Annotated in this window: 26 protein-coding genes; 15 read left to right on the top strand and 11 right to left on the bottom strand. The window is 44.2% G+C overall.

What is annotated here, in order from left to right; genetic code table 11:
* Positions 1–7: 7 nt before the first annotated feature.
* The 5 genes from dxs to BQ7394_RS20985 all read right to left on the bottom strand — a co-directional run bounded on the left by dxs (position 8) and on the right by BQ7394_RS20985 (position 5,577).
* On the bottom strand, positions 8–1,912 hold the full coding sequence (gene dxs, locus BQ7394_RS21000) for a 1-deoxy-D-xylulose-5-phosphate synthase (protein ID WP_075559198.1): 1,905 nt from the start codon (positions 1,910–1,912) through the stop codon (positions 8–10).
* Between the two features lie 113 nt (positions 1,913–2,025).
* A complete protein-coding gene (locus BQ7394_RS26340; protein ID WP_317043297.1) occupies positions 2,026–2,154 on the bottom strand; it encodes a hypothetical protein in 129 nt (42 codons plus the stop codon).
* A gap of 178 nt (positions 2,155–2,332) precedes the next feature.
* Positions 2,333–4,402 (bottom strand): BT4734/BF3469 family protein, encoded by a 2,070-nt coding sequence (locus tag BQ7394_RS20995; protein WP_075559197.1) that lies wholly within the window; start codon positions 4,400–4,402, stop codon positions 2,333–2,335.
* A 178-nt stretch (positions 4,403–4,580) separates the two neighbouring features.
* The gene (locus BQ7394_RS20990) at positions 4,581–5,018 is read right to left on the bottom strand and encodes a DUF6078 family protein (protein WP_075559196.1); all 438 of its coding nucleotides are present in this window, start codon (positions 5,016–5,018) and stop codon (positions 4,581–4,583) included.
* A 223-nt stretch (positions 5,019–5,241) separates the two neighbouring features.
* On the bottom strand, positions 5,242–5,577 hold the full coding sequence (locus BQ7394_RS20985) for a hypothetical protein (protein ID WP_075559195.1): 336 nt from the start codon (positions 5,575–5,577) through the stop codon (positions 5,242–5,244).
* A 353-nt stretch (positions 5,578–5,930) separates the two neighbouring features.
* Here BQ7394_RS20985 and BQ7394_RS20980 point away from each other — a divergent pair, with 353 nt between their 5' ends.
* From BQ7394_RS20980 to BQ7394_RS20965, 4 genes are read left to right on the top strand one after another with little or no spacing between them, the layout of a single operon-like run.
* Positions 5,931–6,857, top strand: a complete 927-nt coding sequence (locus BQ7394_RS20980) for a metal ABC transporter solute-binding protein, Zn/Mn family (RefSeq protein ID WP_075559194.1) — start codon at positions 5,931–5,933, stop codon at positions 6,855–6,857.
* Positions 6,841–7,599 carry a metal ABC transporter ATP-binding protein gene (locus BQ7394_RS20975; RefSeq protein ID WP_075559193.1) on the top strand — a complete coding sequence of 253 codons (759 nt, stop codon included), beginning with the start codon at positions 6,841–6,843 and terminating at the stop codon, positions 7,597–7,599. Before BQ7394_RS20980 ends, BQ7394_RS20975 begins: the two co-directional genes overlap by 17 nt.
* Before the next feature lie 12 nt (positions 7,600–7,611).
* The gene (locus tag BQ7394_RS20970) at positions 7,612–7,818 is read left to right on the top strand and encodes a hypothetical protein (RefSeq protein ID WP_075559192.1); all 207 of its coding nucleotides are present in this window, start codon (positions 7,612–7,614) and stop codon (positions 7,816–7,818) included.
* 3 nt (positions 7,819–7,821) lie between these two features.
* Positions 7,822–8,829, top strand: a complete 1,008-nt coding sequence (locus BQ7394_RS20965) for an NAD-dependent epimerase/dehydratase family protein (protein WP_075559191.1) — start codon at positions 7,822–7,824, stop codon at positions 8,827–8,829.
* Between the two features lies 1 nt (position 8,830).
* Here the strand turns inward: BQ7394_RS20965 and BQ7394_RS20960 are convergent, their stop codons facing one another.
* The 6 genes from BQ7394_RS20960 to BQ7394_RS20935 all read right to left on the bottom strand — a co-directional run bounded on the left by BQ7394_RS20960 (position 8,831) and on the right by BQ7394_RS20935 (position 14,944).
* Entirely contained in the window at positions 8,831–9,634 is an 804-nt protein-coding gene (locus BQ7394_RS20960; RefSeq protein ID WP_075559190.1) for a GIN domain-containing protein, read from the bottom strand.
* Between the two features lie 9 nt (positions 9,635–9,643).
* Positions 9,644–10,429 (bottom strand): head GIN domain-containing protein, encoded by a 786-nt coding sequence (locus tag BQ7394_RS20955; protein WP_075559189.1) that lies wholly within the window; start codon positions 10,427–10,429, stop codon positions 9,644–9,646.
* A 227-nt stretch (positions 10,430–10,656) separates the two neighbouring features.
* Complete coding sequence (locus BQ7394_RS20950; protein ID WP_075559188.1) at positions 10,657–11,481, bottom strand: head GIN domain-containing protein; 825 nt, start codon at positions 11,479–11,481, stop codon at positions 10,657–10,659.
* A 34-nt stretch (positions 11,482–11,515) separates the two neighbouring features.
* Positions 11,516–12,328 carry a head GIN domain-containing protein gene (locus BQ7394_RS20945; protein WP_075559187.1) on the bottom strand — a complete coding sequence of 271 codons (813 nt, stop codon included), beginning with the start codon at positions 12,326–12,328 and terminating at the stop codon, positions 11,516–11,518.
* A gap of 315 nt (positions 12,329–12,643) precedes the next feature.
* Complete coding sequence (dusB, locus tag BQ7394_RS20940; RefSeq protein WP_075559186.1) at positions 12,644–13,633, bottom strand: tRNA dihydrouridine synthase DusB; 990 nt, start codon at positions 13,631–13,633, stop codon at positions 12,644–12,646.
* 96 nt (positions 13,634–13,729) lie between these two features.
* On the bottom strand, positions 13,730–14,944 hold the full coding sequence (locus BQ7394_RS20935) for a 6-bladed beta-propeller (RefSeq protein ID WP_075559185.1): 1,215 nt from the start codon (positions 14,942–14,944) through the stop codon (positions 13,730–13,732).
* 267 nt (positions 14,945–15,211) lie between these two features.
* Here BQ7394_RS20935 and BQ7394_RS20930 point away from each other — a divergent pair, with 267 nt between their 5' ends.
* The 11 genes from BQ7394_RS20930 (at position 15,212) to BQ7394_RS20875 (ending at position 26,318) form a co-directional block, all read left to right on the top strand.
* Positions 15,212–15,973, top strand: a complete 762-nt coding sequence (locus tag BQ7394_RS20930; RefSeq protein WP_235848790.1) for a helix-turn-helix domain-containing protein — start codon at positions 15,212–15,214, stop codon at positions 15,971–15,973.
* Positions 15,974–16,092: 119 nt separating this feature from the next.
* Positions 16,093–16,449: a BlaI/MecI/CopY family transcriptional regulator gene (locus tag BQ7394_RS20925; RefSeq protein WP_075559183.1), complete on the top strand. Its 357-nt coding sequence runs from the start codon at positions 16,093–16,095 to the stop codon at positions 16,447–16,449.
* 11 nt (positions 16,450–16,460) lie between these two features.
* On the top strand, positions 16,461–18,332 hold the full coding sequence (locus BQ7394_RS20920; protein ID WP_075559182.1) for a M56 family metallopeptidase: 1,872 nt from the start codon (positions 16,461–16,463) through the stop codon (positions 18,330–18,332).
* Positions 18,333–18,662: 330 nt separating this feature from the next.
* Complete coding sequence (locus BQ7394_RS20915) at positions 18,663–19,895, top strand: hypothetical protein (protein WP_235848789.1); 1,233 nt, start codon at positions 18,663–18,665, stop codon at positions 19,893–19,895.
* A gap of 65 nt (positions 19,896–19,960) precedes the next feature.
* Complete coding sequence (locus tag BQ7394_RS20910) at positions 19,961–21,157, top strand: 6-bladed beta-propeller (protein ID WP_075559180.1); 1,197 nt, start codon at positions 19,961–19,963, stop codon at positions 21,155–21,157.
* A gap of 107 nt (positions 21,158–21,264) precedes the next feature.
* Positions 21,265–22,527, top strand: a complete 1,263-nt coding sequence (locus BQ7394_RS20905) for a peptidase U32 family protein (RefSeq protein ID WP_075559179.1) — start codon at positions 21,265–21,267, stop codon at positions 22,525–22,527.
* Positions 22,528–22,938, top strand: coding sequence for an acyl-CoA thioesterase (locus tag BQ7394_RS20900; RefSeq protein WP_075559178.1), 411 nt, complete (start codon positions 22,528–22,530; stop codon positions 22,936–22,938). It abuts the gene before it with no gap.
* A gap of 8 nt (positions 22,939–22,946) precedes the next feature.
* Positions 22,947–24,059, top strand: coding sequence for a DNA-processing protein DprA (gene dprA, locus BQ7394_RS20895; protein ID WP_075559177.1), 1,113 nt, complete (start codon positions 22,947–22,949; stop codon positions 24,057–24,059).
* A 79-nt stretch (positions 24,060–24,138) separates the two neighbouring features.
* On the top strand, positions 24,139–24,921 hold the full coding sequence (locus BQ7394_RS20890) for a HipA family kinase (protein WP_075559176.1): 783 nt from the start codon (positions 24,139–24,141) through the stop codon (positions 24,919–24,921).
* Positions 24,899–25,282: a DUF3037 domain-containing protein gene (locus tag BQ7394_RS20885; RefSeq protein WP_075559175.1), complete on the top strand. Its 384-nt coding sequence runs from the start codon at positions 24,899–24,901 to the stop codon at positions 25,280–25,282. Before BQ7394_RS20890 ends, BQ7394_RS20885 begins: the two co-directional genes overlap by 23 nt.
* Positions 25,283–25,814: 532 nt before the next feature.
* On the top strand, positions 25,815–26,318 hold the full coding sequence (locus BQ7394_RS20875; RefSeq protein ID WP_082212241.1) for an SRPBCC family protein: 504 nt from the start codon (positions 25,815–25,817) through the stop codon (positions 26,316–26,318).
* The last annotated feature ends 29 nt before the right edge of the window (positions 26,319–26,347 follow it).

Raw genomic sequence — 26,347 nt, 5'->3', positions numbered from 1 at the left:
TTACTAATTAATCGTTCACCATCTTTCTGATCTCTTCCGCGATGCTATCGGCATTCAGGCCGCATAGCTTGTATAATTCGGGAATTGATCCGTGTTCAATGAATGAGTCGGGTATACCGATGCGTTTTACCCGCGGAGTATATCCGTTATCTGCCATGAATTCAAGTACGGCACTGCCCAAGCCGCCTTTCACCACTCCGTTTTCTACGGTGATGATGCGTTTGAACTTTTTGCCTACTTCATGTAATAACTCTTCGTCGATCGGTTTCAGATAAATCATGTCGTAGTGGGCAACCGATATGCCTTCACCCTTCATTTCACTGATGGCTTTTATTACTTCGTTTCCGATCGGACCTAAGGTCAGAACAGCTATGTCGTCTCCTTCGTTCAATTTTTTCCCTTTGCCAATGGGCAGTACCTGCATTTTATTACGCCAGTCCCTCATTTCACCTTTGCCCCGTGGATAACGGATCACAAATGTTCCCGGAGCTTCTTTATATCCGGTGTACATCAGGTTTCTCAGATCCAGTTCATTGAGAGGGGAGGCGATAGTCAGGTTCGGGATCGGGCGGAGGTAAGCGAGGTCGAACATTCCGTGATGTGTGGCTCCGTCTTCACCTACCAGGCCGGCACGGTCGAGGCAGATCACCATATGCAGCTTTTGCAGTGCCACATCATGGATCAGATTGTCGTATGCACGTTGCATAAACGACGAGTATACATTACAGAAAGGAATCATTCCTTCTTTGGCCAGTCCGGCGGAGAAAGTCACTGAATGTCCTTCCGCAATCCCGACGTCGAATGCCCGTTTGGGGAATGCTTTCATCATATGGATCATCGAGCTGCCTGTCGGCATAGCGGGGGTAATTCCCACGATCCGTTCGTCCTGTTCGGCCAGTTCTACCAACGTATGTCCGAATACATCCTGATACAGTTGCGGTTCGTCCAGATTGTGTATAATGATGCGTTCACCGGTTTCCTTGTTAAACTTGCCGGGAGCATGCCATTCGGTGGCCGACTCTTCCGCAGGTTTGAAACCTTTGCCTTTCTTTGTTTTGATATGTAATAACTTGGGACCTTGCAGGTCTTTTATATCGTTCAGCAACTTGATCATATAGTTTACGTCATGTCCGTCCACCGGACCGAAGTAACGGATACTGAAACCCTCAAACAGGTTGTGTTGCTGTGTGAGTAATGCCTTCAGGCTGTTATTGAAGCGGATGATATTTCCCCGGCGGTCGTTGTTTATCAGCTTCATCTTTTTCAGGCCGCGATACACGTCGTAACGCATTTTGTTGTATGCCTGGCTGGTTGTGATATCTACCAGGTACTGGCTTAATCCTCCCACACAGTTGTCGATAGCCATATCGTTGTCGTTGAGGATGATCAACAGGTTGTTGGGGTTAGCCGAGGCATTGTTCAGCCCTTCGAAAGCGAGTCCTCCCGTCATGGCTCCGTCACCTATAACGGCGATTACGTGGCGGTTCTTTTCTTCTTTCAGTGCTGAGGCGACCGACATACCCATGGCTGCCGAGATCGAGTTGGAGGCATGGCCCGCAATAAATGCGTCATAGGGGCTTTCTTCCGGGTTGGGGAAACCGCTGATGCCTTTAAATTTACGAAGTGTATGGAATGCGTCCCTGCGTCCTGTCAGAATTTTATGTCCGTATGCCTGATGGCCTACGTCCCAGACAATCCGGTCGTATGGGGTGTTGAATACGTAATGAAGGGCGACGGTCAGTTCCACCGTTCCCAGGCTTGCTCCCAGGTGTCCGGGATTTTCTGAAAGTATATCTATTATGTATTGACGCAACTCTGCACATACTTCCCCCAACTTTTCCTGGGGCAACTCTCGTAAATCCTCCGGATAGTTAATGACGTTCAATATGTGTTCATCCTTGCTCTCTGTCATATCTGCTAATTTTGTGGCAAATGTAAAGAATTAACGGCACATATAATAGTTTTAACGGGGCATTTCTTTAGCGGGGGGCTGTTTTACCTGCTTTCGGCTTTCATGTTAATAAATCAAATCTTATAGTCGCGGTAACGTTTCAGGACTTCGTCATACAAGACACGCTCGTCCTTGCTCAGATTAGCCACATCCGCCACTTCGAGCAGTTTGTCGAATACGGCCTTTTGCGCCTTGAAGGGCATTCGTCCAATAACAGAGCTCCTCTTTTATTTCGAAGCGGTAACTATTCCTCTAGAGATATATTGAAATTACAACATTTTCTACAACTGCTACCACCACATATAAAATATTCTGGTTATTAATGTTTTATATGTGGTGGTAGCAACTCTTTGTTTGCAAGAGGGGAGGCCACTGCTATCACTAAATCTGTCTTTCTACCACTAAATACAACCTGCCCCGGTTTGTGTTGTAACTGGTCAGTCCCGATTTTTTCAGAAAACGTCCGAAATGAGAGATCTGTCCGCCCGGTAACTTCTGTCTGCTTTTTTCCTGTACCGACAGATAAATCTCGCCGGCCGACATTTTGACTCCTTCCTCCCGGTTTTCCGCAGGACGGTAGAAACGGTAAAACAAGTCTTCACACAACGGACGTTGCTGAAATTCTTCGTTCTCCTGCATCTGTACCAACTCCTCTTCGTGGGTAAACCAATAGCGTTCGCCTTTATTCAAAGCTGCAATCGCTTGACTGTAAAGCTGCTCGTGAGCAATAGGCTGGGTGTTGTCTATTATCCCTTTTACCTCGATGCAAATAAAACGACGGCTGCCTGACGGGTCGCTCAGCAGATCCGTATGGTTGCTCGTGGCAATAAACGAGGCATAACGCCTGATTGCCTCCACCTGGCTGGCATACGGCTTGCGCAGGTTGACCACCGGCTTTTGCAACAAATGTTTCAGGAAACCCTGATGCTTCGAGGTCACCTGGTCGAATTCGTCGATATTGATCAGCCCGAAACGTGTCAGGTATAACTCGGCATCCCGCTTGCGGCTGAAGTCGATGCTGTCGGTGTAATACTTATTGAGTTGCGGTGGGAGCAGATTGAAGCAAAAGGTGGATTTGCCGCACCCCTGTTCGCCCACCAGCAAAGGAGACACACTGTTGCCATGCTGCCGATCGCGTCCCTGCCAATGAGCCACCATCGACAGAAACCAGGTGTAAAACAACTGTTCCCACCGCAGGTTGTTGCACGAGATCCGGGCGGCTAGCGGCCGTATCCGGTCTTTCCCGTCCCATTCGGGCAAACGGGCCAGATAATCTTCTATTGGTGCATAATCGGGAATACGATCGGAATTGACATAGCGGCGAACATCCCTGTCCCAGAGTTGCAGGCCCTCTTTTTGCGCATTCAGGGCGATGCTGTTCATCACCCGTTCGGTCATCGGTCGATAATCGAAGCAAAACGAATTCCTCTCCCGGTATTCCGTCCCGCCGGCCATCGTGTTGAACCGGAAATCATAGCGCCTGTTCATAAACTCTTCTGTTTTCAGCGCCTGCAATTGTTCAGGCTTGCACAATACCTGGTTGCCGAAGCCATTCTCTTTCAGGTAAGTATGGCCTATCGTTTCGCGTATCTCTACCTCCGGTATGATATTGCCGAAGTACAGGAGCGTCCATTTCACACATTCTTCTTCGCCGATCCCGGCACCGAAGCAAAGCTGACCGAGGCAGACCAGTACCGGCTTAAAGTCGAAGTTTTCGTCCAGGTCGCCATACTTCTCAATGGCTTGCCCCAGGGCCAGTTCGTATTGTACGGAGAGGTAGCGGTGGTGGTCGTAGTACGATTTTACAAGATGCTGTGCCGGCATCCGTTTCTCGAATTTCTCCTGATACAAACTTTCGGCCGGCATCTCCGAAGGCTGTTCCAGGTGGATGACGAGAGCTTCGGGGTTGTAGTACACTTCCGGGTCGTAGCTCAGGCGGCAGCATTGTTCCAACACGGGGTGTTTCAATTCGATCGGATACGAGAGGCGCGGCTCGTAGGTTTTGAGTGCGTGCCGGTATGCATGTGCATGAAACAACTCCGCCTCGCTGTGCAAACGGGGTAATGAACCGTCGGGACGGGTGTAAGGCACCACGAACTTCACGCTCCGCCCGCTCGAGCCTACCATTGCAAAGAGGGTTTGCGGATACCCGGCTACCTTTTTTCGCAAAACCGATGCTTCGTCTTTTCCGCTTAAGTGGTTGATCTCCAGTAGTACCCATCCGTTGTATTCTTTCATCTCGCCGCACCGGAACGTCCCGGCAAACAAGATTTGGGGTAATTTACGCGTGTAGGCGTAGCTCTTATTGGGATAAGCCCGTTGCAACCGTTCTCTGAAATGCTCCACGGTTTCCCGTGTCTTCTCCTCCTTCAGTAGCATGACCAGCTCGTCAAGCCCCAAGGCTCGTTGTGCCGGCTTCTTCCGGTAGGTGTTTTGCTTCGTTACTTTCATATTATCTGTTGTATCTGATTATCAAACATAGTTGTGAGTTTCAGCTTGTTTCGTCTGGGTGAAACTAAAGTTTCCTGTGGACAAAACTAAAGTTTCCTATGGACAAAACTTTTGTTTCCTGCAAGTGAAACCTTTGTTTCCTGCAGGTGAAACTAAAGTGTCTTCACGATGAACAAACCTACCTGACCCAGCGGAAGCCTTCCCGGTAAGTATCGAACACCGGTTCGCTCTCTATATGGAAACGGCGGAACAGGTCACTTACATATTGCTGCTCTTTCGGGTCGAAGCAACGTTCTTTTCTTTTTAAGCGGTAGAAATGGTTTTTCCCGTAATGTTCGCGCATGGCATATCGCGCCTCCCGGGCTTTGGCGTAGGGCAGGTTGTCAAACAAATGATCCATTCCGTAAGCATATATCAAAGGGGTATCGCTCAGATAAGCGCGGCAATCGTCGCCGGTTCCGGCAATGGACGGGTTTATCACCGAAACGGACCAGCGTTCGCGGGGAATAAAAGGAGTTACCTGATAACGCAGGCAATGGTCGGCTAACCTGCAATCTTTCTTAAAACAATGGACGAAATCGCTTGGGACCTGGGAATAATCTAGTGTGTTCAGCATGGTAGTTTTTTGTTTGATTTCTTTCAAATTTAAGTAAAAAGAACCATGTATGCAATTCTTTTTGTATAAAAGAACGGAGAGGTGACAGTTTTAGTGTCACTTTTCGGGTGTTCGGTTGCTGCCACCACCTATTCTAAGCCTTATTTACCAAGTCGCTGAACGTTAAAGTGAGAGTAAAGGCCTTCTATGCGATTAAAAAATAAAAGCAGAGAAGGCCTTGTTATTACTTATTGGAACCTTCGAAATAACTGTGTTCCTTCACGACATTTCCTTTATCGTCGAAATAAACTTTCATTTCTTTTTGTTCACGGGTCATCAATACTACCTTGTATTTTATGAATGTACTGTTGTTTGAAACATAAACCGACTTGATCAGGCAATCCTGATATGCTTTGTTCACTCCCTCCTGTAAGATCTGGGGAATTTCTGTGATGTCGATTTCATAAAACTTATCTGTATTCTCTGTTTGTGCATTGTTGCCCGATGCGTTCTGAGCCTGGATTTGTGATGTACATACGGCGCTTATGGCAATCATTGCCATTAAAATAATCTTTTTCATACTTTCTTTTTTACCTTAAAAACCTAAAACCTAAATTTACCTATTGCCCTATATTACGCAATATCCGTGCCAAAATACAACTATGAGAATGCGTAAAGAAGTAATATATTGTAAACTTGTTGCTTATCCATCCGATGTTTTGTTTTGTCCGCAAGATGAAAAACAAATCCAATGGAAGAAATGGGGAAATATTCCCTATCCTTCCGGGGAATTCCACAAATACCTCCATAAACCATCCTCCTTCTCTGATTGTTTATCTTTTTACACTCCGGTAGCTGTGTTAAAAAATTTGCTACCTTTGTGAACTTGAGATAAATAAACGATCCCGATATATAATTGCAGTGATAATCAGTATGAAACGAACGAGTATAATAATCACTTTTCTCTCTATTCTCCTGTTGACAGCCTGTGTAAATAAGCAGACGGAAGGAAATATAGTAACCGTAACGATCGAACCCCAACGCTATTTTGCCGAGAAAATTGCCGGGGATAAATTCAAGATAAACTGTGTGGTTCCTGCCGGGCAAAGTCCGGAAACATACGATCCCACTCCCCAGCAAATGATACAGGTAGGGAAAAGTATCGCTTACCTGCGTATCGGCCCTATCGGTTTCGAACAGGCCTGGATGGATAAGATACGTGAGAATAATCCGAAGCTGGAAATATTCGATACTTCCGAAGGAATGAAGTTGCTGGCCGATACGGAAGAAGACACCCATGCGCATGATCATGCCGCTCACGACCACGATGCCCATGCCGGGGAGGACGCCCATCACCACCATCATCATGGTGGAGTGGACCCGCATATCTGGAGTTCCATTGCCGGTGCTAAAGTCGTAGCCTGGAACACGCTGAATGCTTTTATCGCATTAGATCCCGATAACACGGAATACTTCTGGAAGAATTATAATGAATTAGTGGATGAAATAGACAAAACGGAAACAGAGATCAAGCAACTGCTCGATCCGCTGACCGACCGTACTTTTATCATCTATCATCCGGCTCTGACCTATTTTGCCAACGAATTCAACCTGATACAGTTGTGTATCGAAATGGATGGCAAAGAGCCTTCGCCCGCCCAACTGAAGATGTTGGTGGAGACAGCCCGCGAGAACAACGCCCGTGTAGTCTTTATCCAGCAGGAATTCGATCAGAAGAATGCGGAACTGATAGCCAAGGAGACCGGATGTAAACTGACCGTGATTAATCCGTTGGCTTATGACTGGTCGAAAGAAATGATTCATATTGCAAAAGCATTGGCAGATGGACAAACTCATTGAAATAGATAAAATAACAGCCGCTTACGGCAGCAAGGTCGTCCTGAAGGATGTCTCCCTGACCGTATGGAAGGACGACTTTCTCGGGATTATCGGACCGAACGGCGGTGGAAAGACAACACTATTGAAGGTGATCCTCGGATTGCTTCAGCCGGTATCCGGTTCTATCCGTTTTTATCAGGATGGCGTGCCTGTATCTTCCCTGCGTATCGGTTATCTTCCCCAGTTGAATAATATCGACCGAAAATTTCCGATCTCGGTATGGGAGGTGGTCGCATCCGGACTAGCCGCCGAAAAGCCCCGTTTCCGTTCGTACACGGAAGCCCAGAAACTACGTATCGACGAGGTGATCCGGCAAATGGGGCTCGAAGAGCTTTACACCCGGTCGATCGGTGAATTGTCCGGCGGACAGCTGCAACGCGTCCTGTTGGGGCGTTCCATCGTTTCCCGTCCCCAGCTATTAATCCTGGACGAACCTAATTCGTATGTCGACAAACGGTTTGAGTCGCGTTTCTACAAACTGTTGGAGGAGATCAACAAGGAGAGTGCGATCATTCTTGTTTCGCACGATATCGGTACCGTTCTGGCAATGGTAAAGAATATAGCTTGCGTAAACGAAACATCGCATTATCATTCCGGCGTAGATGTCACCGAAGAGTGGTTGGGTGAGAAATATGCCTGCCCGATTGAACTGATCGGACATGGTAACCTGCCGCACCGGGTATTGAAAACACACGAACATTAATTCTCTTTTTCCATGTCACACCCACTTTGTTTAATCTCATTGCCGGAAATCGGCGTTATCGTTGGCATCGCGGTCATTCTGTTTGGCTGTAAGGCGGTTTCACAGAACCCTTTTATCAGCCGGGGACAGAAGATTGTCTGGATATTGCTTATTGTCGTACTCAACTGGATCGGCTTGTTGTGGTACTACTATACTTATTATATGAAGAATAAAGACTGATATATGAAGATATTGATTACAGGAGCAAGCGGTTTCATCGGCGGTTTTCTGGTGAAGGAAGCGTTGCGCAGAGGATATGAAACCTGGGCAGGTGTACGTGCAACAAGCAGTCGCGAACACCTGCAGGATGAACGGATCCGTTTTATCGACCTGAAATATAATAATCAGGAGGCGTTGACAGCCCAACTGACGGACTTTGTCCGTGAACAGGGTGCCTGGGATTATGTGATCCATAATGCCGGCCTGACCAAGACGTTGGATAAGAAGAACTTCTTCCATATTAACGCTGAAAATACGCATCATTTTATAGAGGCTCTGGCCGCTGCCGGGTGTAAGCCGAAAAAGTTTCTCTTGATGAGCAGCCTGAGCAGTTACGGACAGGGAGATGAAACGACTTTCCGTCCGATCCGTCTGGATGATCCGCAGCAACCCGATACGGCTTATGGGAAGAGTAAATTGGTGGCGGAGAACTATGTGCGCAGCCAGTCGCATTTCCCTTATGTGATCCTGCGTCCGACCGGTGTGTATGGTCCCGGTGAGAAAGATTATTTTATGGAGATCAAAAGTGTAAAGTCCGGTTTTGATTTTGCCGTAGGCTTTATTCCCCAGCGTATCACCTTTATATATGTAAAAGACCTGGCAACTGTGGCTTTCCTTGCTTTGGAGAATGACGCTGTTCGTAACCGCCATTACTTTGTGGCCGATGGGGATGTATATACCGACGAATCGTTTGCACGGATGATACAAGATATACTCGGAAAGAAACGGGTGTTCCATGCCCGTATTCCGTTGGGACTGGTCAATGTGGCTTGCCATTGTTCCGAGTGGATCGGTAAGTTGCTGAACAAGAGTATGACACTCAACACCGATAAATATATCATCCTGAAGCAACGCAACTGGATTTGTGATGTTACGCCGCTTCAGGATGAACTTGGTTTTACACCTGAGTATCCTTTACGTAAAGGATTGGAGGAAAGTATCGAATGGTACCGGAAAGAAGGGTGGTTGTAGGTCAATCCACTTTCTTTACGGAACCTAACCCTGCCCTATCCTCTCTGATGGAAGGATTTCCTTTATATTTAACCGTGCCCATACCGGCGATCTCGGCACTGATCTTATCTTTGGTATATGTTTCGATCGTTCCTTTACCAGCGATCTCGCATGATAAAGTCGAAAGTTCATAATCAAAAGCATGCACTTTGCCCATGCCGGCAATCTCGAATTCGGCCTTTTCGCCTGCGCCCTTCAGGTTGAATGTGCCTTTTCCGGCTATCTCTCCTTTAAACACTCTTGCATACAGGGCATCGGCGTTTAGCGTACTTTTACCGGCAACACTTATCTCCATTTGGTCGACTGTCACTGTATCTCTTAACTCTATTTTTGTATTGCCTGCCGTACTGAATTTCACTTTCTCGTTTGATGCGAATTTGCCGTTCAGATTAAACACTTCGATTCCGGCCATATCTGCTTTTTTCAATGAAGAAGAGTTGGTGGTGATGGTGAACTCTGTCGAACGGACTCTGATCGACTTTTGGCTACGGTCTTTGGGACGGATAACCAGTTTATTGTCTTTTGTCCCGAACTCAAACAAATCGTAAATATTTTGATCGACCGTTACCGTCAGAGCGGGAGCAGACTCCTGCTGTGAATAATTGAATATGATTGAAGTGCCTTGTACTTCAATCGCATCGTAATCGGTGATATCGATTGTCTGGGTAATTACGTTTCCGTTGCCTTTGATAGATGGGATGAAGATACATCCCGAAGTGAATAACAGGATGACGGACAGTAAAGATAAATAGAGTGTTGTTTTCATATTGTTATATTATTTGACTTCTTCTACGCTACCTTTTCCAATCACTTTCTGCTGGACGGCAGTCGGGCCTTTGTAACGGATATTTCCTTTACCGACAATATTTGCTTTCAGATTGTTGGTAGGGTGAACTTCCATTGTTCCGTTACCGGTCATTTTACAGCTCAGTTCGGGTACATCTACACCAAAGGCCATGATCTCGCCACTGCTGGTGATGCTGTATTCGCCTTCTTTGGCTGTTCCTTTTTTCAGGTTGATAGTACCGGAGCCGTTGATGCTGCATTCCAATTTGTCGGCTTGCAGGTTGTTGACTACCATATTGGCGCTTCCGGATACATTCAATTCGAGTTTTCCCATTTTAACCAGTTCCTTCAACTGAACCAGACAGTTTGAGTTTGCCTTGATCTTCAGTTCATCCCCAGTAAGTGAGCTGTTGATCATAAAGTTGGCATTTCCTGCCGCTTTTACCTCTTTCAGCCATTTCGAGTTGGTCTTAATAATGAATTTGGTATAATGGTCTACTTTGGCTCCCTTGAAGCCAACGGAAAGTTCCCGCTCTTTTATATCTATGTTTACAAATTCATGCAGGTTCTCGTCGACTGTTACCTCGATGTAAGGCTCTGCATTCGATTGTTCGTAATTAAAGTCGATAACGCCATCAATTTTGATCGCATTGTAATCGTCGATCTTTATTTTCTTAGTGGTAAGAGTACCGTTCCCTTTTACATGATCGGCTGCCTGGACTGTGAATAACAATCCCAATAACATGATAATAGATAATAATCCTTTTGTTCTCATAATTTAATTGTTTAGTATTGCCTTTCCTTAATATAGACGCGACCTGAATGAGGTCGGTTACAAAAATAGGGGTAATTTAATTTATAATTCCTACTTCCGGTGAACTTTTATCCAGAAATAAAATGTAAGACACCTTTTTACCAACAAAAAGAACCCGGAGATCACTTTTCATCAAATGCCTTTATGAAAAGTAATTCCGGGTTTACAATAACTCTCCCTATATTGTATTAGTTCACATGATCGATATCGCTTGAGCCGCTTGAGCTCTTTTTCACTTCAGGATTGCCTTTGTATTTGATATCGCTGCTGCCGGATGCCGAAGCATTCAGTTTTTCGGTCACGTTCGTCAGTATATCGGAACTGCCGCTGGCGGAACACTTCAGGCGTTTCACAACGAAATCGTACGATTTTATATCGCTGCTGCCACTGCAATGATATTCGCCGTCGTTGGCTTTTCCGGACATTTTGATATCGCTCGATCCGGAAGAACGGCATTCTATCTTATCGCATTCAAGGTTACTGGCCTTGACGTCGCTTGCTCCGCTCAGGCTTATCTTACACAGGTTGGATATGCGGACAGAGTTTTCCAGGTATACGTCGCTTGCCCCGGATGCATTTATTTCCAGGTTATCTCCGGTCAGTTTGCTTTGCAGGAAGAAATCCATACCTCCGGAAATACCCAGTTTTCTCAGTTCTTTGGAGTGGCTGTTGATTTCCAACCGGGTCGGATTGATTTGAGTTCCCATTCCTGTACCAATAGTCAGAACGTTTCCGTTAGACTGGATATTCAGCAACGGAAGCAGGTTTTCATCTATTGTGATATTTAAACTTGCACTTCCCGATTGCTGGGTGTAGTTGAAACGGGGCGATTTGTTTTTCTTTGTGAAAGACATGTTGCCACTTTCTATGCCCTGGCCTACTTTGATCTCGTTATAATCGGATACCTGGATTTCTTTGGTGATGATATTTCCGTTTCCTTTTACTTTCTTCGCATGACAAGCTATGGTGCCGAAAGTCATTAATCCGATGAATGCTAATGCTATTGCTTTCATAATGTTTATACTTTTAAGTTTGTTTGTTTATCTTTTAGTTCGCTTTTTTCAGTTTGCCTGACCCGATGATACTTTTGCTGGTGGTCGGATCACCTTTGTAATATACGTTTCCGCTGCCTACGATATTGGCTTCCAGTCGGTTTTTAGCATAAGTCTGGATATTACCACTGCCGGCAATATTACACTCTACTTTGCTTGACTGGCAATCGTAGGCTTTAATGTTTCCGCTTGCGGCAAGATTGTATTCTGCCTGTTCGGTCTTTCCTCCTATCTGGATGAAACCACTACCTGCCAGGCTGCATTCAACTCCATTCAGACTGATGTCGGATGCGACGATGCTGCCTGAACTGGCCAGGTTGATTTCCAGTTTGTTTCCTGTCACTTTCTTTTTCAGGAGAATGTTTCCGCTACCTGCCATATTGATTTCCAGTTTGCTTATATTGAGCGGACTGGAAATAATGAAATCACCGGAGGAAACAACGTTCAGTTCCTTTATTTCACGCGAATTGGTTACCACCTTGAATGTCGTCGGATTCAGGTTGTAAGTATTACCGTTGCGGCTGTTTTCATTTATTCTTTTGGGGCTGACTTTTAGTTCTTTGCCATCAACCTTTATCTCCAGTAACTCATAGAGATTTTCATCGATCATGACTTCCAGATAAGGAGCAGCATCCGATTGTTCGTAGACAAATTCCATGACACCTACTGTGGATATCTCGTTATAATCGTCGATCGAAACCGTTTTTGTAATTACATTTCCGTTTCCATCTACTGTTTTTTCAGTGATGGCAGATCCCGCCAGTGTGGTCAGCAGGCAGGCGATAAGAAGAAGTACTTTTGTTTTCATCTGTCTTTATTTTTAGTTCTTTCTTTATAAGACGAACGTAATCCGGTTTCGGTTGCATATCTGAAGAACTTTTTTTAGAAAATAATAAAAAAGAAAACCGCAACCCGTATTTACAACGGATGCGGTCTCTTTGCTTCCCAACGAAGCAATCTCACGATTCCTCCTTTGCAAAGACTTGTTAACCTTAGATCTAAAATACTATGAAAAAAACTCGATGCAAATATAAGAGGAAATATATTATATGCAATATACTATTGTATCAAATTATTGTAAATTTGTCACTTTATGATTCAAAAGTTGTATTTTTTGACCGATTTATTCTATAATCCCAAACTTTTCCGGAATGGAATCCATAATATTGAATAGTTCGGCTACTGTTTCAGCGCGAAGCATGGCAACGCGTGTCGGCTTAAAGTCGGCAATTCCTTTGAAAAGAGGAGTGGCTGCCAGATGACGTCGGATATGTAAAATACCACGACGTTCGTCGAGACGTTCCACACTTTGCATGACCTGCTGCTTCAGGATATCCAGGTACCAGATGAATTTCTCGTCGGGCAATGCCGTTCCGTTCGTCAGGTAATGTTTTACTTCGCGGAATATCCAGGGGCGGCCGATACTACCGCGTCCGATCATGACGCCATCCACTCCGTATTGGTCGAAACGCTGTTTGCAGGCCTCGGCAGAAGTCACGTCGCCATTCCCGATGATAGGGATATGCATGCGCGGATTGTTTTTTACCTCGCCGATTAGTGTCCAGTCGGCTTCACCGGTGTACATCTGTGCGCGGGTGCGTCCGTGGATAGAGAGGGCGGCAATCCCGCAATCCTGTAATTGTTCGGCCAGGTCGACAATGATTTTATTATCGGCATCCCATCCCAGGCGGGTTTTTACTGTTACGGGGATGTTGACGGCCTTTACCACTTCGCGAGTTATTTCCAGCATCAGTGGAGTATTCCGCAACATACCTGCTCCGGCACCTTTGCCTGCCACTTTCTTTACCGGGCAGCCGAAGTTGATATCGAGAATGTCGGGGCGGGCGGCTTCGCATATCTTTGCTGCTTCCACCATCGCTTCCACTTCTTTACCATATATCTGTATAGCAACCGGCCGTTCGTCTTCGGCAACGGTCAGTTTCTCCTGTGTCTTGTTCACGCTGCGGATCAGTGCATCGCTCGATACAAATTCCGTATATACCATGTCTGCACCGAAACGTTTACACATCAAACGGAAAGAGATGTCCGTCACATCTTCCATCGGTGCCAGGAATACGGGATGTTCACCTAAATCTATTGAGCCTATCTTCATACCTTCTTATTATAGACTGCAAAAGTACTGCTTTTTCCGCGAAGAATGATGATGGAATTGTCGGCAATCAAGGTAATTGTATCCAATTAATCATAGTTAGTATTTTAAGTGATACAATATGACAATGGGATTATCATCTCCATTTATCTTTTTTAGAATATTGGGAGCTGCTTTAAGCATTCCTTTATCTCGCAGATAATCAATGGTTGAAGCAGGAGTGCATTGTATAGATATTTTCTTATTATTATACCAATGTAACGGAGCAATAGGTAAACCATTGTCTATATCATTATTTATTCCCCACATCGTCATCCAAAAATCAACATCTGAAATCTCATTCATTTTATAAGGAGTGGGTGTTGATGATATTTTACCACTCTGCTTATCATAAAGCATTATGTATGATTTCTCATTATATACATATCTAAAGCAAATAGATTTAGGAAATTCTATTATGTCGTAAAGAAATAGTTCTGTATTTGTCGGTATAAAATTCAAGAGTGAATATGAATTTTTTAAAGATTCTTCACTTAGATTCCTCTGCCAGCAGAATGCTGGAATGATTGTATCTTTAGTCAAACGATAAATAGTATCGTTTGTCATTGTTGAAAACAATACCCCCGAATCACTAAGTATACATCTTGTTAGCTTAAAACCAGATTCTTTTGATGAAGATATTTTGTCATTTGAAAAATTGTTTTTCATAATTATCGTATCTCCTTTACCCATATTGCTAAATATGCCAATTCCAAAATGTCCTTCTGCTTCAAAAGGTATGCCATCAGAACTAGTTTCAACGACTCGTCCTTCTCCAATAGGATAAGAGTAAAAACTCATTCTTCCTCCCCGGTCGAACGCTTCTTCGAATTTTCCATCAAAATTGTATATTATTGTCTGATAAGCTCCAGTGATATATAGTTTACTGTCTTCTTCTACAGTATACATGCTTATAGGAAAAAGAAGTTCTCCAGGACCTTGTCCATATTTTGCTACTTGCCTGATGAAATTCCCTTTTATATCAAATTGAAGAACTCCGCATGTAGGGTCAGATAAGACAAATATATAATTTTCGGTGAGGGTTATATCCATTATTTGCCCGATCATTGAGCTATTGTCATCGGTTAATTCTAGCGGGATATATTCTATTCTTTCAATTTCATTCTTAATAGAAATTGCATCATTAGAATTTACATAAGCCTTAACGTCGATAGAGACAAGCTTGTTTTTTATAGTTTCTACCCCCTCATTACATCCTATAGTAATTATTGATAATATGAGTATAGGACACATTTTAATTTTATTAAATTTCATATCTTATAGTATTACGTTATTAATATTTAGTTTCATATATGTCACTTCCGATTCCTGACAGTGGATAAAATATTAGTAGATAATGATTCTATTCCTTTTATATATTCCCTGATTTTTGATTAAGTTATGCGCAAATATATAATGACAGGAATAATAAATAGCTACACTTTTGAGTAGAGAAATTATTTGTGAGTCATTTTTTTGTGAGAAGATGTCGTAAAATTGATTATAATGTTCGTATTTTTAGCAGGCAATAAAAAACAAGACATGAAAGAATTTAGTGTAGAGAAGTTTTTTGATCCTGTTAAGAGGCCAAAGATTGATGGTGATTTGGATGAAAAGATGAAGAACAGTATGGATATTGTTCATCGTATGGCATGTACCTTGAATCACTCTTTGTATGTGATTGATTACCTGAAACAAGCATTTATCTATGTGTCTCCTGATAAGTTATTTTTATGTGGTTACTCTGTGGAGCAGGTGCTTGAGTGGGGGTACTCATTTTATACCAGGGTCATTCCTGAAAATGATTTGCGACGTTTATTGGAAATCAATAAGGCCGGTTTTGACTTTTACTATAAACTTCCGATCGAAAAGCGGTATATGTATTCTATTGAGTATGATTTCGACCTGGTGCATATAAACAAAAAAGTAACCAGGGTAAATCAAAGATTGATACCGCTTATAATTAATGAGGATGGAGATCTTTGGTTGGCAGTATGTGTTGTGACACCGTTATATTCGAAAACCAAAAATAAAACTATCATTAAAAATTTCAATACTGGGGAGCAATTCATATATCAGGAAAATGAGCGATTCTGGTACAAAAATATTTTGCCGCTTCTTACAGTTAAAGAGAAACTTATTTTGCAACTGTCTTCCAAAGGGCATACAAATACGGCTATAGCCAAAGAGTTGTCGTTGAATGTGAATACTATCAAGTTTCATAAAAGGAATATATTCCAAAAATTGGAGGTCGAGAATTGTATTGAAGCAATTACAGTGGCATCCCATTGGGGATTAATTTAGGGTGTCCTGGCCTCTAATGATAATACTACTACGAATTATAGTAGATTAACTATGTATTATAGTTGTATTACTGGAAAATATAGTTATATTTGGACATTCCTTTATTAAAACGACAGATTATGATACGATTAACTGCAAAAGAAGAAGAAATATTAGGTTACTTTTGGGCGAAAGGACCTTTGTTTGTCCGCGAATTGCTCGACTTACAGGAAGAGCCCAAGCCGCATTACAATACCCTTTCGACTATTGTCCGTACTTTGGAGGAGAAAGGATATATCGGTTACAAGGCCTTTGGAAATACCCACCAGTATTATGCTTTGGTCTCGGAAGACGAATACAGGAAAAAGACACTGAAGCAGGTGGTCGATAAATATTTCGACAACTCTTACACTCGTGTGGTCTCTACATTGATAGAGGAAGAAGCTTTGACACTCGATGAACTGCAGGAATTGATACAACAGATCAAGAACAAGTAAAAACGTTTACTATGGGAGCTTTACTTCTGTACATATTGAAATCTACCATCTGCCTGACCTTATTTTACCTTGGGTTCAAGGCTTTGCTCAGTAATGACACCTTTTTCCGTTTCAACAGGTGGGTGTTGTTGGGTGGAATAGTGGTCTGTATGTTAATGCCTTTTGTAAAGCTCGAAACATCAAAGCCTCTGTTTATCCAGCAACCGATTATCGAATTGGAAAAGATCATCGCCGGAAATGCTCCGCTGGTCGAAACATCTTTCCCTGAAGGCTATGGTGAAGAACGGGTTATTTCCGCTGAGGAACCGGCTTATACAATAGACTGGGGACAATTGATCGGTCTTTCTTATCTTCTGGGCTGTACCGTCTGCCTGTTAATAACCCTGGTCTCTTTCCGTAAGATGCTGGAAATTACCCGCCAGGGACATAAAACGAAATGTGGGAACTACACGCTGATCTTGTTTCCATCTCCTGTTTCCCCGTTCAGTTGGGGGAGATATATTATTCTTTCTGAAGAAGATTATATGAAGTATTCGGATGAAATCCTGACACATGAGAAGATGCATCTTCAATATCGTCATTCCATCGACCTTATCTTTATGGAGATCATTCTGCTACTTCACTGGTTTAATCCGGCTGTCTGGTTGCTGAAAAGGGAATTGAAGGAAATACACGAATACCAGGCCGATAAAGGCGTGCTCAATCAAGGCATCGATGCAACTAAATATCAACTATTGCTCGTGAAAAAAGCTGTCGGCTCCAGCCTCTACACTCTTGCCAACAGCTTCAATCACAGTAAAATTAAAAAACGTATTACTATGATGTTAAAAGGTAAATCAAAGAATTGGGCCCGGTTGAAGCTACTGCTCCTGGTCCCTGTGGGACTTATCGTCCTCAATGCTTTTGCCCGCCCGGAAGTGAACCGGCAGTTGGAAACGCTTATCCAAAGCAAAGATAAGGAAACTCCTCTGAACGAACAGCAGGATGTGAGGGAATTCTTTCGGACAGAGCTGGATAAGTACCTAAATGAAAAGGAGAATATACAGAACCCTTCGCAGGAGTACATGTCTCGTTTCCTGAATGAAGAGACAGACAGGCAGGATCTGTTTGTTAACTCATTGGGGCAGATACTTCTGAATAATAAGTATGCTACTGTCGATAATCTGTCGGAGAAATTGACGAATATATTTGCTTCTGCGAAAGATAAGCCGATAGCATTCTATTCTTACATTGATGCGGGAGCTCCTCCGATAGCAACGACTAATATCCTGAAAGTGGTGAAAGACGGTTTCATGCAGCAACAGGCAAAGGTGGGCGTAGAAAACGTTCCTATCCTTTTCTACATCGGTGACCCTAAAAACTTTAAAAAAGACCTGAGAGAGCAAACAATGATTGTTGCTTATTATACTGTAAACGGAAAGAAGATATTCTTTGACGAATACGTAAAACTGAGAAACCGTGCCGTCCGTGGTGCCGTGCGTAAGGCGGATCTGGCAGATGCAAAAGGGGAAGTAGTGGAATTATTCACCTATTATAAAAATACGGATGGCGAAATCATCCCTTCACCTCCTTTCTATTATGAGTTATCCTCTGAAGAAGGCAACACGGCTTATGCTTTTTCGATTTCCTACTTTAATGAAAGGAAACCTTTGTTATCCTATGATACTTCTGAAAAGAATAAGAGGAATTATATGGTGGTCATAGGTTTGGGAATGATTGATGAAGCTCTGGGAAAAATAGGAAAACATGTGAGGGATATTGTAATTCAGCCGGCTCAAAAAAATGTCCCGGAGAGTTATCTCGCTGTCGTAAAGTCCCATCTGGCAACAAAAGGTTATGATAGCATGATCGTGCCGGAGGTGTTGGATCGGGCAGGGAAGTAATTTTAGTAAGGATAGTATGAGAGGATATCTTTTTAAGGGATATCCTCTTTTTGTTTTAAGCGTTTTATTGTCAATTGATTACAGTTTCCTCGTAGTTCCTCGCTTTGGAAACTGCAGTTCCCTCCGCAGGGAACTGGAATTTCCTGCGGAAGAAACGCGCGTTCCCTGCCTGGGAAACTGGAGTTCCCTGCCGAGGAAATTGCGGGGACACAGGCAGGGATGAAAAGTAATCATACCGAATGCCGGGAATAAGAAGAAAGTTTTATCTTTGTTACTTCTAATCTGAAAATCAAACAGTATTGAGCGAAAAAGATTTTGAACCAATAGATAATGTATAAAACAGGAATAATCTTTTTCATTTATCTTCTTGTAGCCTGCTCTTCCGGCGGACGGAAAGAAGTAGTCACTACCCGGGAACTTCTCCGGCAGGCTGCTTTCTATGGAGACAGATTGCAATTCCTACCGGCATTGGATACATATCGGCAGGCAATCAGTCTGGCTGAAAGGGAGGAAGATAGCGTGGCTCTCTCTTTCGCTTACCAGGGGATGGGAGGAATTTTCCGGAATCAATCTTTAAAACAAGAGGCGTTGCAAAGCGGGAAAAGAGCTTTGTGTTACGCAGGACAAATAACCGGCGACTCGTTACGAATGGCGATTTACCGGGATATGGGTGACGTTTATAGGCTGTCGGGAGAAGCAGACAGTGCCTTTTATTACTATCAGATGGGCGGTTACCGGATCGGGCAGGCAAAGATTTTACAACAGAGAGGAAATAGTGAAGAGGCCGAAATATTATTGAAAGCAGAACTCGGACAAGGAGTCTCCGAAGAGGTGAAAGCAGAACTCTATCTGGCTCTGGCTGATCTGCAGATTTCTCTTGGCCGATTGGAAGAAGCCGGGAACAATTTGAGTCATGTGCCTTCTTCCCATCCACATTTATATATTTCTCTGTCCCGGATTGCCGAAAGTCGTGGAGATAGTTTGCAGGCAGACTTCTATCGCAAAAACTATTACCATTATTTATCCACCCTGCGACAGGAAAAGGAGCAGAACCAGATAGCCCAGCTCCTTTTTACTTCGGAACAGAAAATGTGGGAGAACCGTTTATCGAATGCCCAAAAGACACAAAAAGGACATATTTACATCTGGATCACCCTGTCGATCTTTTGCGGTATCGGGATCTGGGGATATTTCCGTTACTGGAAGAGGAAGACCATCGTTGCATTGTCTGAAGCTGAATTCCAATCATCCGAAGTGTATCAGCGTTTCCACAGAAAAGAAGAATGGAAACCCGTCCCCAAAGATTGGGAAGAGTTATTGCAGGCAGTGAACAGTGCCTATCCCGAATTTCGTGAACGGCTGAAAAGGAAGATACCGAAGTTGAGTGAACAGGAGTGGCGCATGTGTTGCCTGATCAAAATGGATGTTCCCCCTTCAGTAATAGCCATGTTGCTTTGTTGTACGAATCAGGCTATTTCGATGCGCCGTGTCCGACTCTACCAGAAAGTGACGGGAGAAAAGGGGACACCGGAGCTTTGCGATGCCTTTATTCGTGATTTTTAAGTAGATGTGAACTGATGTGAAACCGTGAAAAGAGGCATTCTCCTACTTTTGTCTGAAAAAAGCGTATGAAAAAGGTATTGTTCGGGCTTATAATAGCCACTCTTATTTTTACCGGATGCGGATCGAAACAGTCTTCTGGCGAATTACTTCAGATCGATCTGACGGCAAAAAGTTTTGCTTCCGGGCAGGTGGAAATAGTAGACGAAATAGAATCGATCGAATACGTTCCCCTGGAACTGACCGACGAGTCTTTGATCGCCAATATATTGGATATGTGTGTTTCCGATGAATACATATTTATCTATTCCACCCGGCAGGACGGTATTTTGCAGTTCGACCGCAAAGGGCATTACCTTCGTACTGTGGCAAAGACCGGAAACGGCCCGGGAGAGACGGGACAGATCATATCGCTTACTATCGATGAAGAGAACCGCCTTTTCTGTGTCAGCGAATACTTTTCCACCTCTTTCTACTCTTTTTATGGAGAGTTTATCAAGAAAGTAACCAACCTGCGTCCTTATTCTTATCAACTTTCCGTTGGCCCGAACACGATGGCTGAATTAGGACGAATGTATATCCCGTTGAATGTTCCGGGGATGTTCAGTCTGGGAATCTTTAACTGGGCTACGGATGATACGATCGCGCTTTGTCCGACGATCGGGAATATGAATTTAATGCCGTTGGAGGAAACGAGCCTGAAAGCATGGATATATAATGGAAGTATGGATGGTTGGCTTTGCTATTCGGAAGGGACGGATACTGTTTGGAACGTGAATGCGAAGACTATCTCGCCGGCTTTCCTTATCGACAACGGTTATTCTGCTTCGGAGGAAAAAGAGATGCGTTCGTCTAAAACCGGAAATGCGTCTGTCGACGGTACATACGGCATCTTCAATATCTTCGAAACGCCCCACTCTTATTTTGTTAAATGCTTCCAAAGCTCCGACCAATCTAAATTCTTTTTATACAGTCTGGATAAGGCGACCGGTGCGTTGAGCCGTGAAACATCAACTATCGACGGCATGGAACTATTCAAATACAACAGGGCATTGACCGGTATTGGTATCCGTAATGAAACGGATGGCGGTCTTCCCGTCTGGCCTTATTTTTCTTATCCGGCTAAAAAGCTGATGATACAGTTTAATACGGCTGTGGAGATTGAATATCTGAAAGAGAAATATCCGGACTTGAAGAAACACCCGGTGTTGCAAGAGGTAACGGAAGATTCGAATCCGTTGGTTACGATCTATCATCTGCGTTGATCCGATAGAAATGTATCCGGCAACGAGTTAAAAGTTAACCCCTTTTATCTTAGAAGTATGCGAAGAAAGCCGTATCTTTGTGGTTTCTAATTTAAAACCAAACAGCTTTGAACGAAAAAGAATTTGAAATAATGGCTCCGGTCGGCTCGTACGAGTCGTTGATGGCAGCTATCCAGGGAGGCGCCGACTCCATCTATTTCGGTATTGAAGGACTGAATATGCGTTCGCGCTCTTCCAACAATTTCACCACCGACGATTTGCGTAAGATCGTTTCCATTTGTAAAGAACATGGTATCAAAAGTTATCTGACTGTCAATACCGTTATTTACGGGGAAGACCTGGCATTGATGCGTGAGATTATCGATGCTGCAAAGGCGGCTGAAGTTTCTGCCATCATCGCTGCGGATGTGGCTGCTATGAGTTATGCGAACCGGATCGGACAGGAAGTGCATCTTTCTACCCAATTGAATATATCGAATGTGGAGGCACTGAAGTTTTACGCCCAGTTTGCCGATGTCGTTGTATTGGCCCGCGAACTGAATCTTACACAGGTTTCCGAAATCTACCGGCAGATTGTTGAACAGCAGATCGTTGGGCCGCGGGGTGAACTGATCCGTATCGAAATGTTTGCACACGGTGCTCTGTGCATGGCCGTATCCGGCAAATGCTATCTGAGTTTGCATGAAATGAATGCTTCTGCCAACCGGGGGGCTTGCATGCAGATCTGCCGTCGTGGCTATACAGTGAAAGATAAGGACAGCAATATCGAACTGGATATCGAGAACCAGTACATCATGTCGCCCAAAGACCTGAAGACGATCCATTTCATGAACAAGATGATGGATGCAGGCGTTCGTGTATTCAAGATCGAAGGCCGTGCCCGCGGTCCCGAATACGTGCGCATCGTCACCGAATGTTATAAGGAAGCCGTCAAGGCTTATTGCAGCGGGACGTACGATGAAGAGAAGATCGCCGCTTGGGACGAACGTTTGAAGAGTGTCTTCAACCGCGGTTTCTGGGATGGCTATTACCTCGGACAACGCCTGGGCGAATGGAGCAGCAAATACGGTTCCGGCTCGACAAAGAAAAAGGTATATGTGGCAAAAGGTATTAAATATTTCAGCGGCATCGGCGTGGCAGAATTCGAAATGGAATCAGGTACGCTGAAGGTAGGCGATGAGATTCTGATTACCGGCCCGACAACAGGCGCCGTGATGCAGACGATCGACGAAATACGTGTAGATCTGCAAGCCGTAGAGGAAACAGTCAAAGGCGAACGTTTCTCCTTCAAGGTATCGGAGAAGGTACGTCCTTCCGACCGACTCTATAAAATGGTATCCGAAAATAATAACAACAAAGAACTGAAATAAATGAAAGAGTATATCTTTAAACTGACCGATAAGGTACGCGACTATGAATGCGACCTGCAAGGAGTGGTGAATAATGCCAACTATCAGCATTATATGGAACATACCCGTCATGAGTTCCTTGAGTCGCTGGGAGAAAACTTCGGTGCGATGCACGATAAAGGTGTCGATGGGTTTGTTTCCCATGTGGATATCGACTTCAAGACTTCCTTAAAGAGTGGGGACAGTTATATTTCCTGTCTGAATGTCTATAAGAAAGGAGTGAAACTGGTTTTTGAACAGGATATTTACCGGGCCTCCGACGGCACACTGGCAACGAAAGGGAAAGTGGAATCTGTTGTTGTACAGGATGGGAAACTGACCCGGGGCGAATACTTCGATGAAATGCTTAAAAGGATACAAGATAAACTATGATATAGATCATGACCGACAAACAGATTTACCAAATTGGCTTAACTATGATAAACGGGGTGGGAGATATCCTGGCCCGTCAGCTTCTGCAGGCCTTGGGCGATGCAGAGGCAGTCTTTACGGAAAAGAAGCAGAATCTGGAGAAGATACCGGGCATCGGGAGCCTTACGGCTGCCGAGATCAAACGCCCGGAGGTTCTTCTGCAGGCTGAAAGAGAGTTAGCCTTTATTGAAAAGAACCAGATCACCTGCTATTATCTGGCAGATGAAACTTATCCCAAACGTTTAAAGGAATGCTCCGATGCCCCTGTACTTTTTTATTATAAAGGAACGGCCGACCTCGATGCTGCCCGTATCATTAGTATTGTCGGGACGCGCCACGCAACGGAATATGGCAGGGCTGTAACGGAAGAACTGGTACAAACCCTGTCGTTATCCTTTCCTGACCTTCTGATTGTAAGCGGACTTGCCTATGGCATCGATGTTTGTGCTCATCGCAGTGCGCTCAGAACCGGGTTGCCGACTGTCGGTGTATTGGCCCACGGACTCGACCGTATTTATCCTCCGGCCCACCGTTCTACTGCCGTAGAGATGTTACAACGGGGCGGCGGATTGTTGTCTGACTTTCCCAGTGGTACGGAACCCGATAAGCCAAACTTTGTCAAACGCAACAGGATTGTTGCCGGGCTGGCAGACGCTACGGTCGTGATCGAATCTGCCGAGAAAGGTGGTTCGCTGATTACGGCTGATATCGCTTTTTCTTATGGCCGCGATGTCTATGCCTTTCCGGGTCGGGTAAGCGATCTCCATTCCAAAGGTTGTAATGCCCTGATCCGTCAGAATAAAGCGGGATTGATAACCTCTGCTGCCGATCTGGTGAGCGCTCTTTGTTGGGATGTGGAGAAGCAAGGGGCGCCTGTCCCTGTCCAGGCTGAATTGTTTTTTGAAGCAAGCGACCGGACAGAAGCGATCCTGGCCCTTCTCCGTGAGAAAGGCGAAATGCATATCGACCGTCTGGCTTTGCTTCTGAATCAGCCTGTCCGGGAACTGTTTTCCCTTCTGTTTGAGTTGGAGATGAACGGACGGATCAGGACGCTGCCGGGGAATATCTATAAAATAGTATGAATTGTCGTTAGGTACGGGAATGCAATTTCTTTTTGTATGAACCGGAACTATCTTTATCTTTGTCAAAAGCATTTTGAATATGGAATTGCGAACAGCGAATGTAGTCAGATATATCATGCCTTTACGCGAAGGCGGCTCGTTGCCTGCGCTGGCGGAGGCCGACGACGGATATAAATATGTCGTTAAGTTCAGGGGAGCCGGTCATGGAACTAAAGCCCTGATCGCCGAATTGGTCGGTGGCGAAATAGCACGTGCATTGGGTTTCCGTGTGCCCGAACTGGTCTTTTTGAACCTCGACGAGGCTTTCGGCCGTACCGAGGGGGATGAGGAGATACAAGACCTTTTGCAGGCCAGCCGCGGACTGAACCTCGGGCTCCATTTCCTGTCGGGTGCACTGACCTACGATCCTGTCGTGAATAAAGCCGGTGCGAAAACTGCTTCGCAAATTGTCTGGCTCGATGCCTTGCTGACTAACGTAGATCGTACCACGCGTAATACCAATATGCTGATGTGGCACAAGGAATTATGGCTGATCGATCATGGTGCCTCGCTCTATTTCCATTATTCATGGTCGAACTGGCACAAGCATGCCTTAAGCCCGTTTGTCCAGGTCAAAGATCATGCGTTATTGCCTGAAGCTTCCCTGTTGGAAGAAGTCGATGCTGAATTTAAATGTCTGTTGACACCGCAAAAAATACAGGAGATCGTCGAACTGATTTCCGATGACTGGTTGCAATGGAACGACAGTCCCGGCACACCGCAGGATATAAAGGAAATATACATGGAGTTTTTAAACGAAAGGATCGCCCATTCAGACACATTTATAAAAGAAGCGCAACATGCAAGGAAAGCACTTATATGAATACGCCGTAATCCGCTTTGTTCCCCGGGTGGAACGTGAGGAGTTTATCAACGTGGGCATTATCCTGTTCTCTAAACGGGCTAAGTATATAAAAGCGCGCTATCAGGTGGACGAAGAGAAGATCTGCCTGTTCTCTTCCGAGCTGGATCTGGAGTCGTTATACGCCAGTCTGAAAGTATTCGACCATATCTGTTCCGGGACAAAAGAGGGCGGTCCGATCGCCGCGATGGATATTCCCGAACGGTTCCGTTGGCTGACAGCCGTACGCAGTTCTTCGATACAAACTTCACGTCCGCATCCGGGATTTTCGGAAGATCTGGAAGCTACGTTCGAAAAGTTATTCTCGGAGTTGGTACTTTAGTCGGGAGGGTGTTCTTTTTGGCTGGAAAAAGCACTCTTTAATTGTTAAAATTAGCAGTTTTTGCCTGTATTGTATAAAGTTTTATCTTCACTAACACTTTTTGGCGATACAGTCCTTCAAACTTAACAAATATTGGCCTGAAAAAGCTTGACAAAACCTCTTTGCAACAGTATCTTTGTACTGTGGTTTTTTCATAATAGTATTAGATTTAAGGTTAACAAAGTTGGTTAGGGCTTGTCGTGAGACAGGCTTTAATTTTTTATATACATTCCCTCTCACCTCTTTTTCATTTTACCGTTCCTGCTTCCTTTTAAATTTATATGACCGGCAACGTGTTCTTGGTTTGCTATCGGATGGGAAGGCTGTTTTAAGGATATAATTTTTCTTTATTGATTTAAATTGGTTACTTTTGTAAACGATCAGATATTCAGGTGATTATGATTTGTTTGAAACCGCTTGAAATCGAAGCGGTGAACCTGAAAAAGAAACAATTTGTGTGCTTTACTTTATGCGAAGAATAAAATATAAAAAGATGGCTATGTTGATTTACTTTCTTATTGTTGTAGTGGGGATTATTGTATTAGTACTTATAACCGGTCTTTTGCTACCGGGCGAAAGAGTCGGCTCCCGGCAATGCTTTTATAATGCGTCACCCGAAAAAGTCTATAACGTGCTTATCAACAATGTCGATTATGGTTACCGTAGCGACCTGGAAGAAATAATTATCCTTGAAAGCCAGGATGGAATAGAAGTCTGGGACGAGATCGCCAAAAACGGCTCCGTCATTCGTTTCAAAACTACCCGCAAAGAACCTTTTTCGCTTTATGAATTCGATATTATCAAGGCGAATGGATTTACCGGACATTGGAAAGGAGAACTGGAGGAAACAAGTACAGGTGGTACTCATTTCACATCGACCGAAACCATCCGGATGAAAAACCCCTTCCTGAAAGTACTCTCTTACCTTTTTTTCGATTTGGAGAAGTTTATGGATGCCTATCAAAATGATTTGCGGACAAAGCTTTGCTCAGCATAACCCCAGAGTCTGTATATAAAAAAAGGAGC

The sequence above is a fragment of the Parabacteroides timonensis genome, assembly GCF_900128505.1.
GTDB lineage: Bacteria > Bacteroidota > Bacteroidia > Bacteroidales > Tannerellaceae > Parabacteroides > Parabacteroides timonensis.
This window is presented reverse-complemented; position numbering and strand designations above follow the sequence as displayed.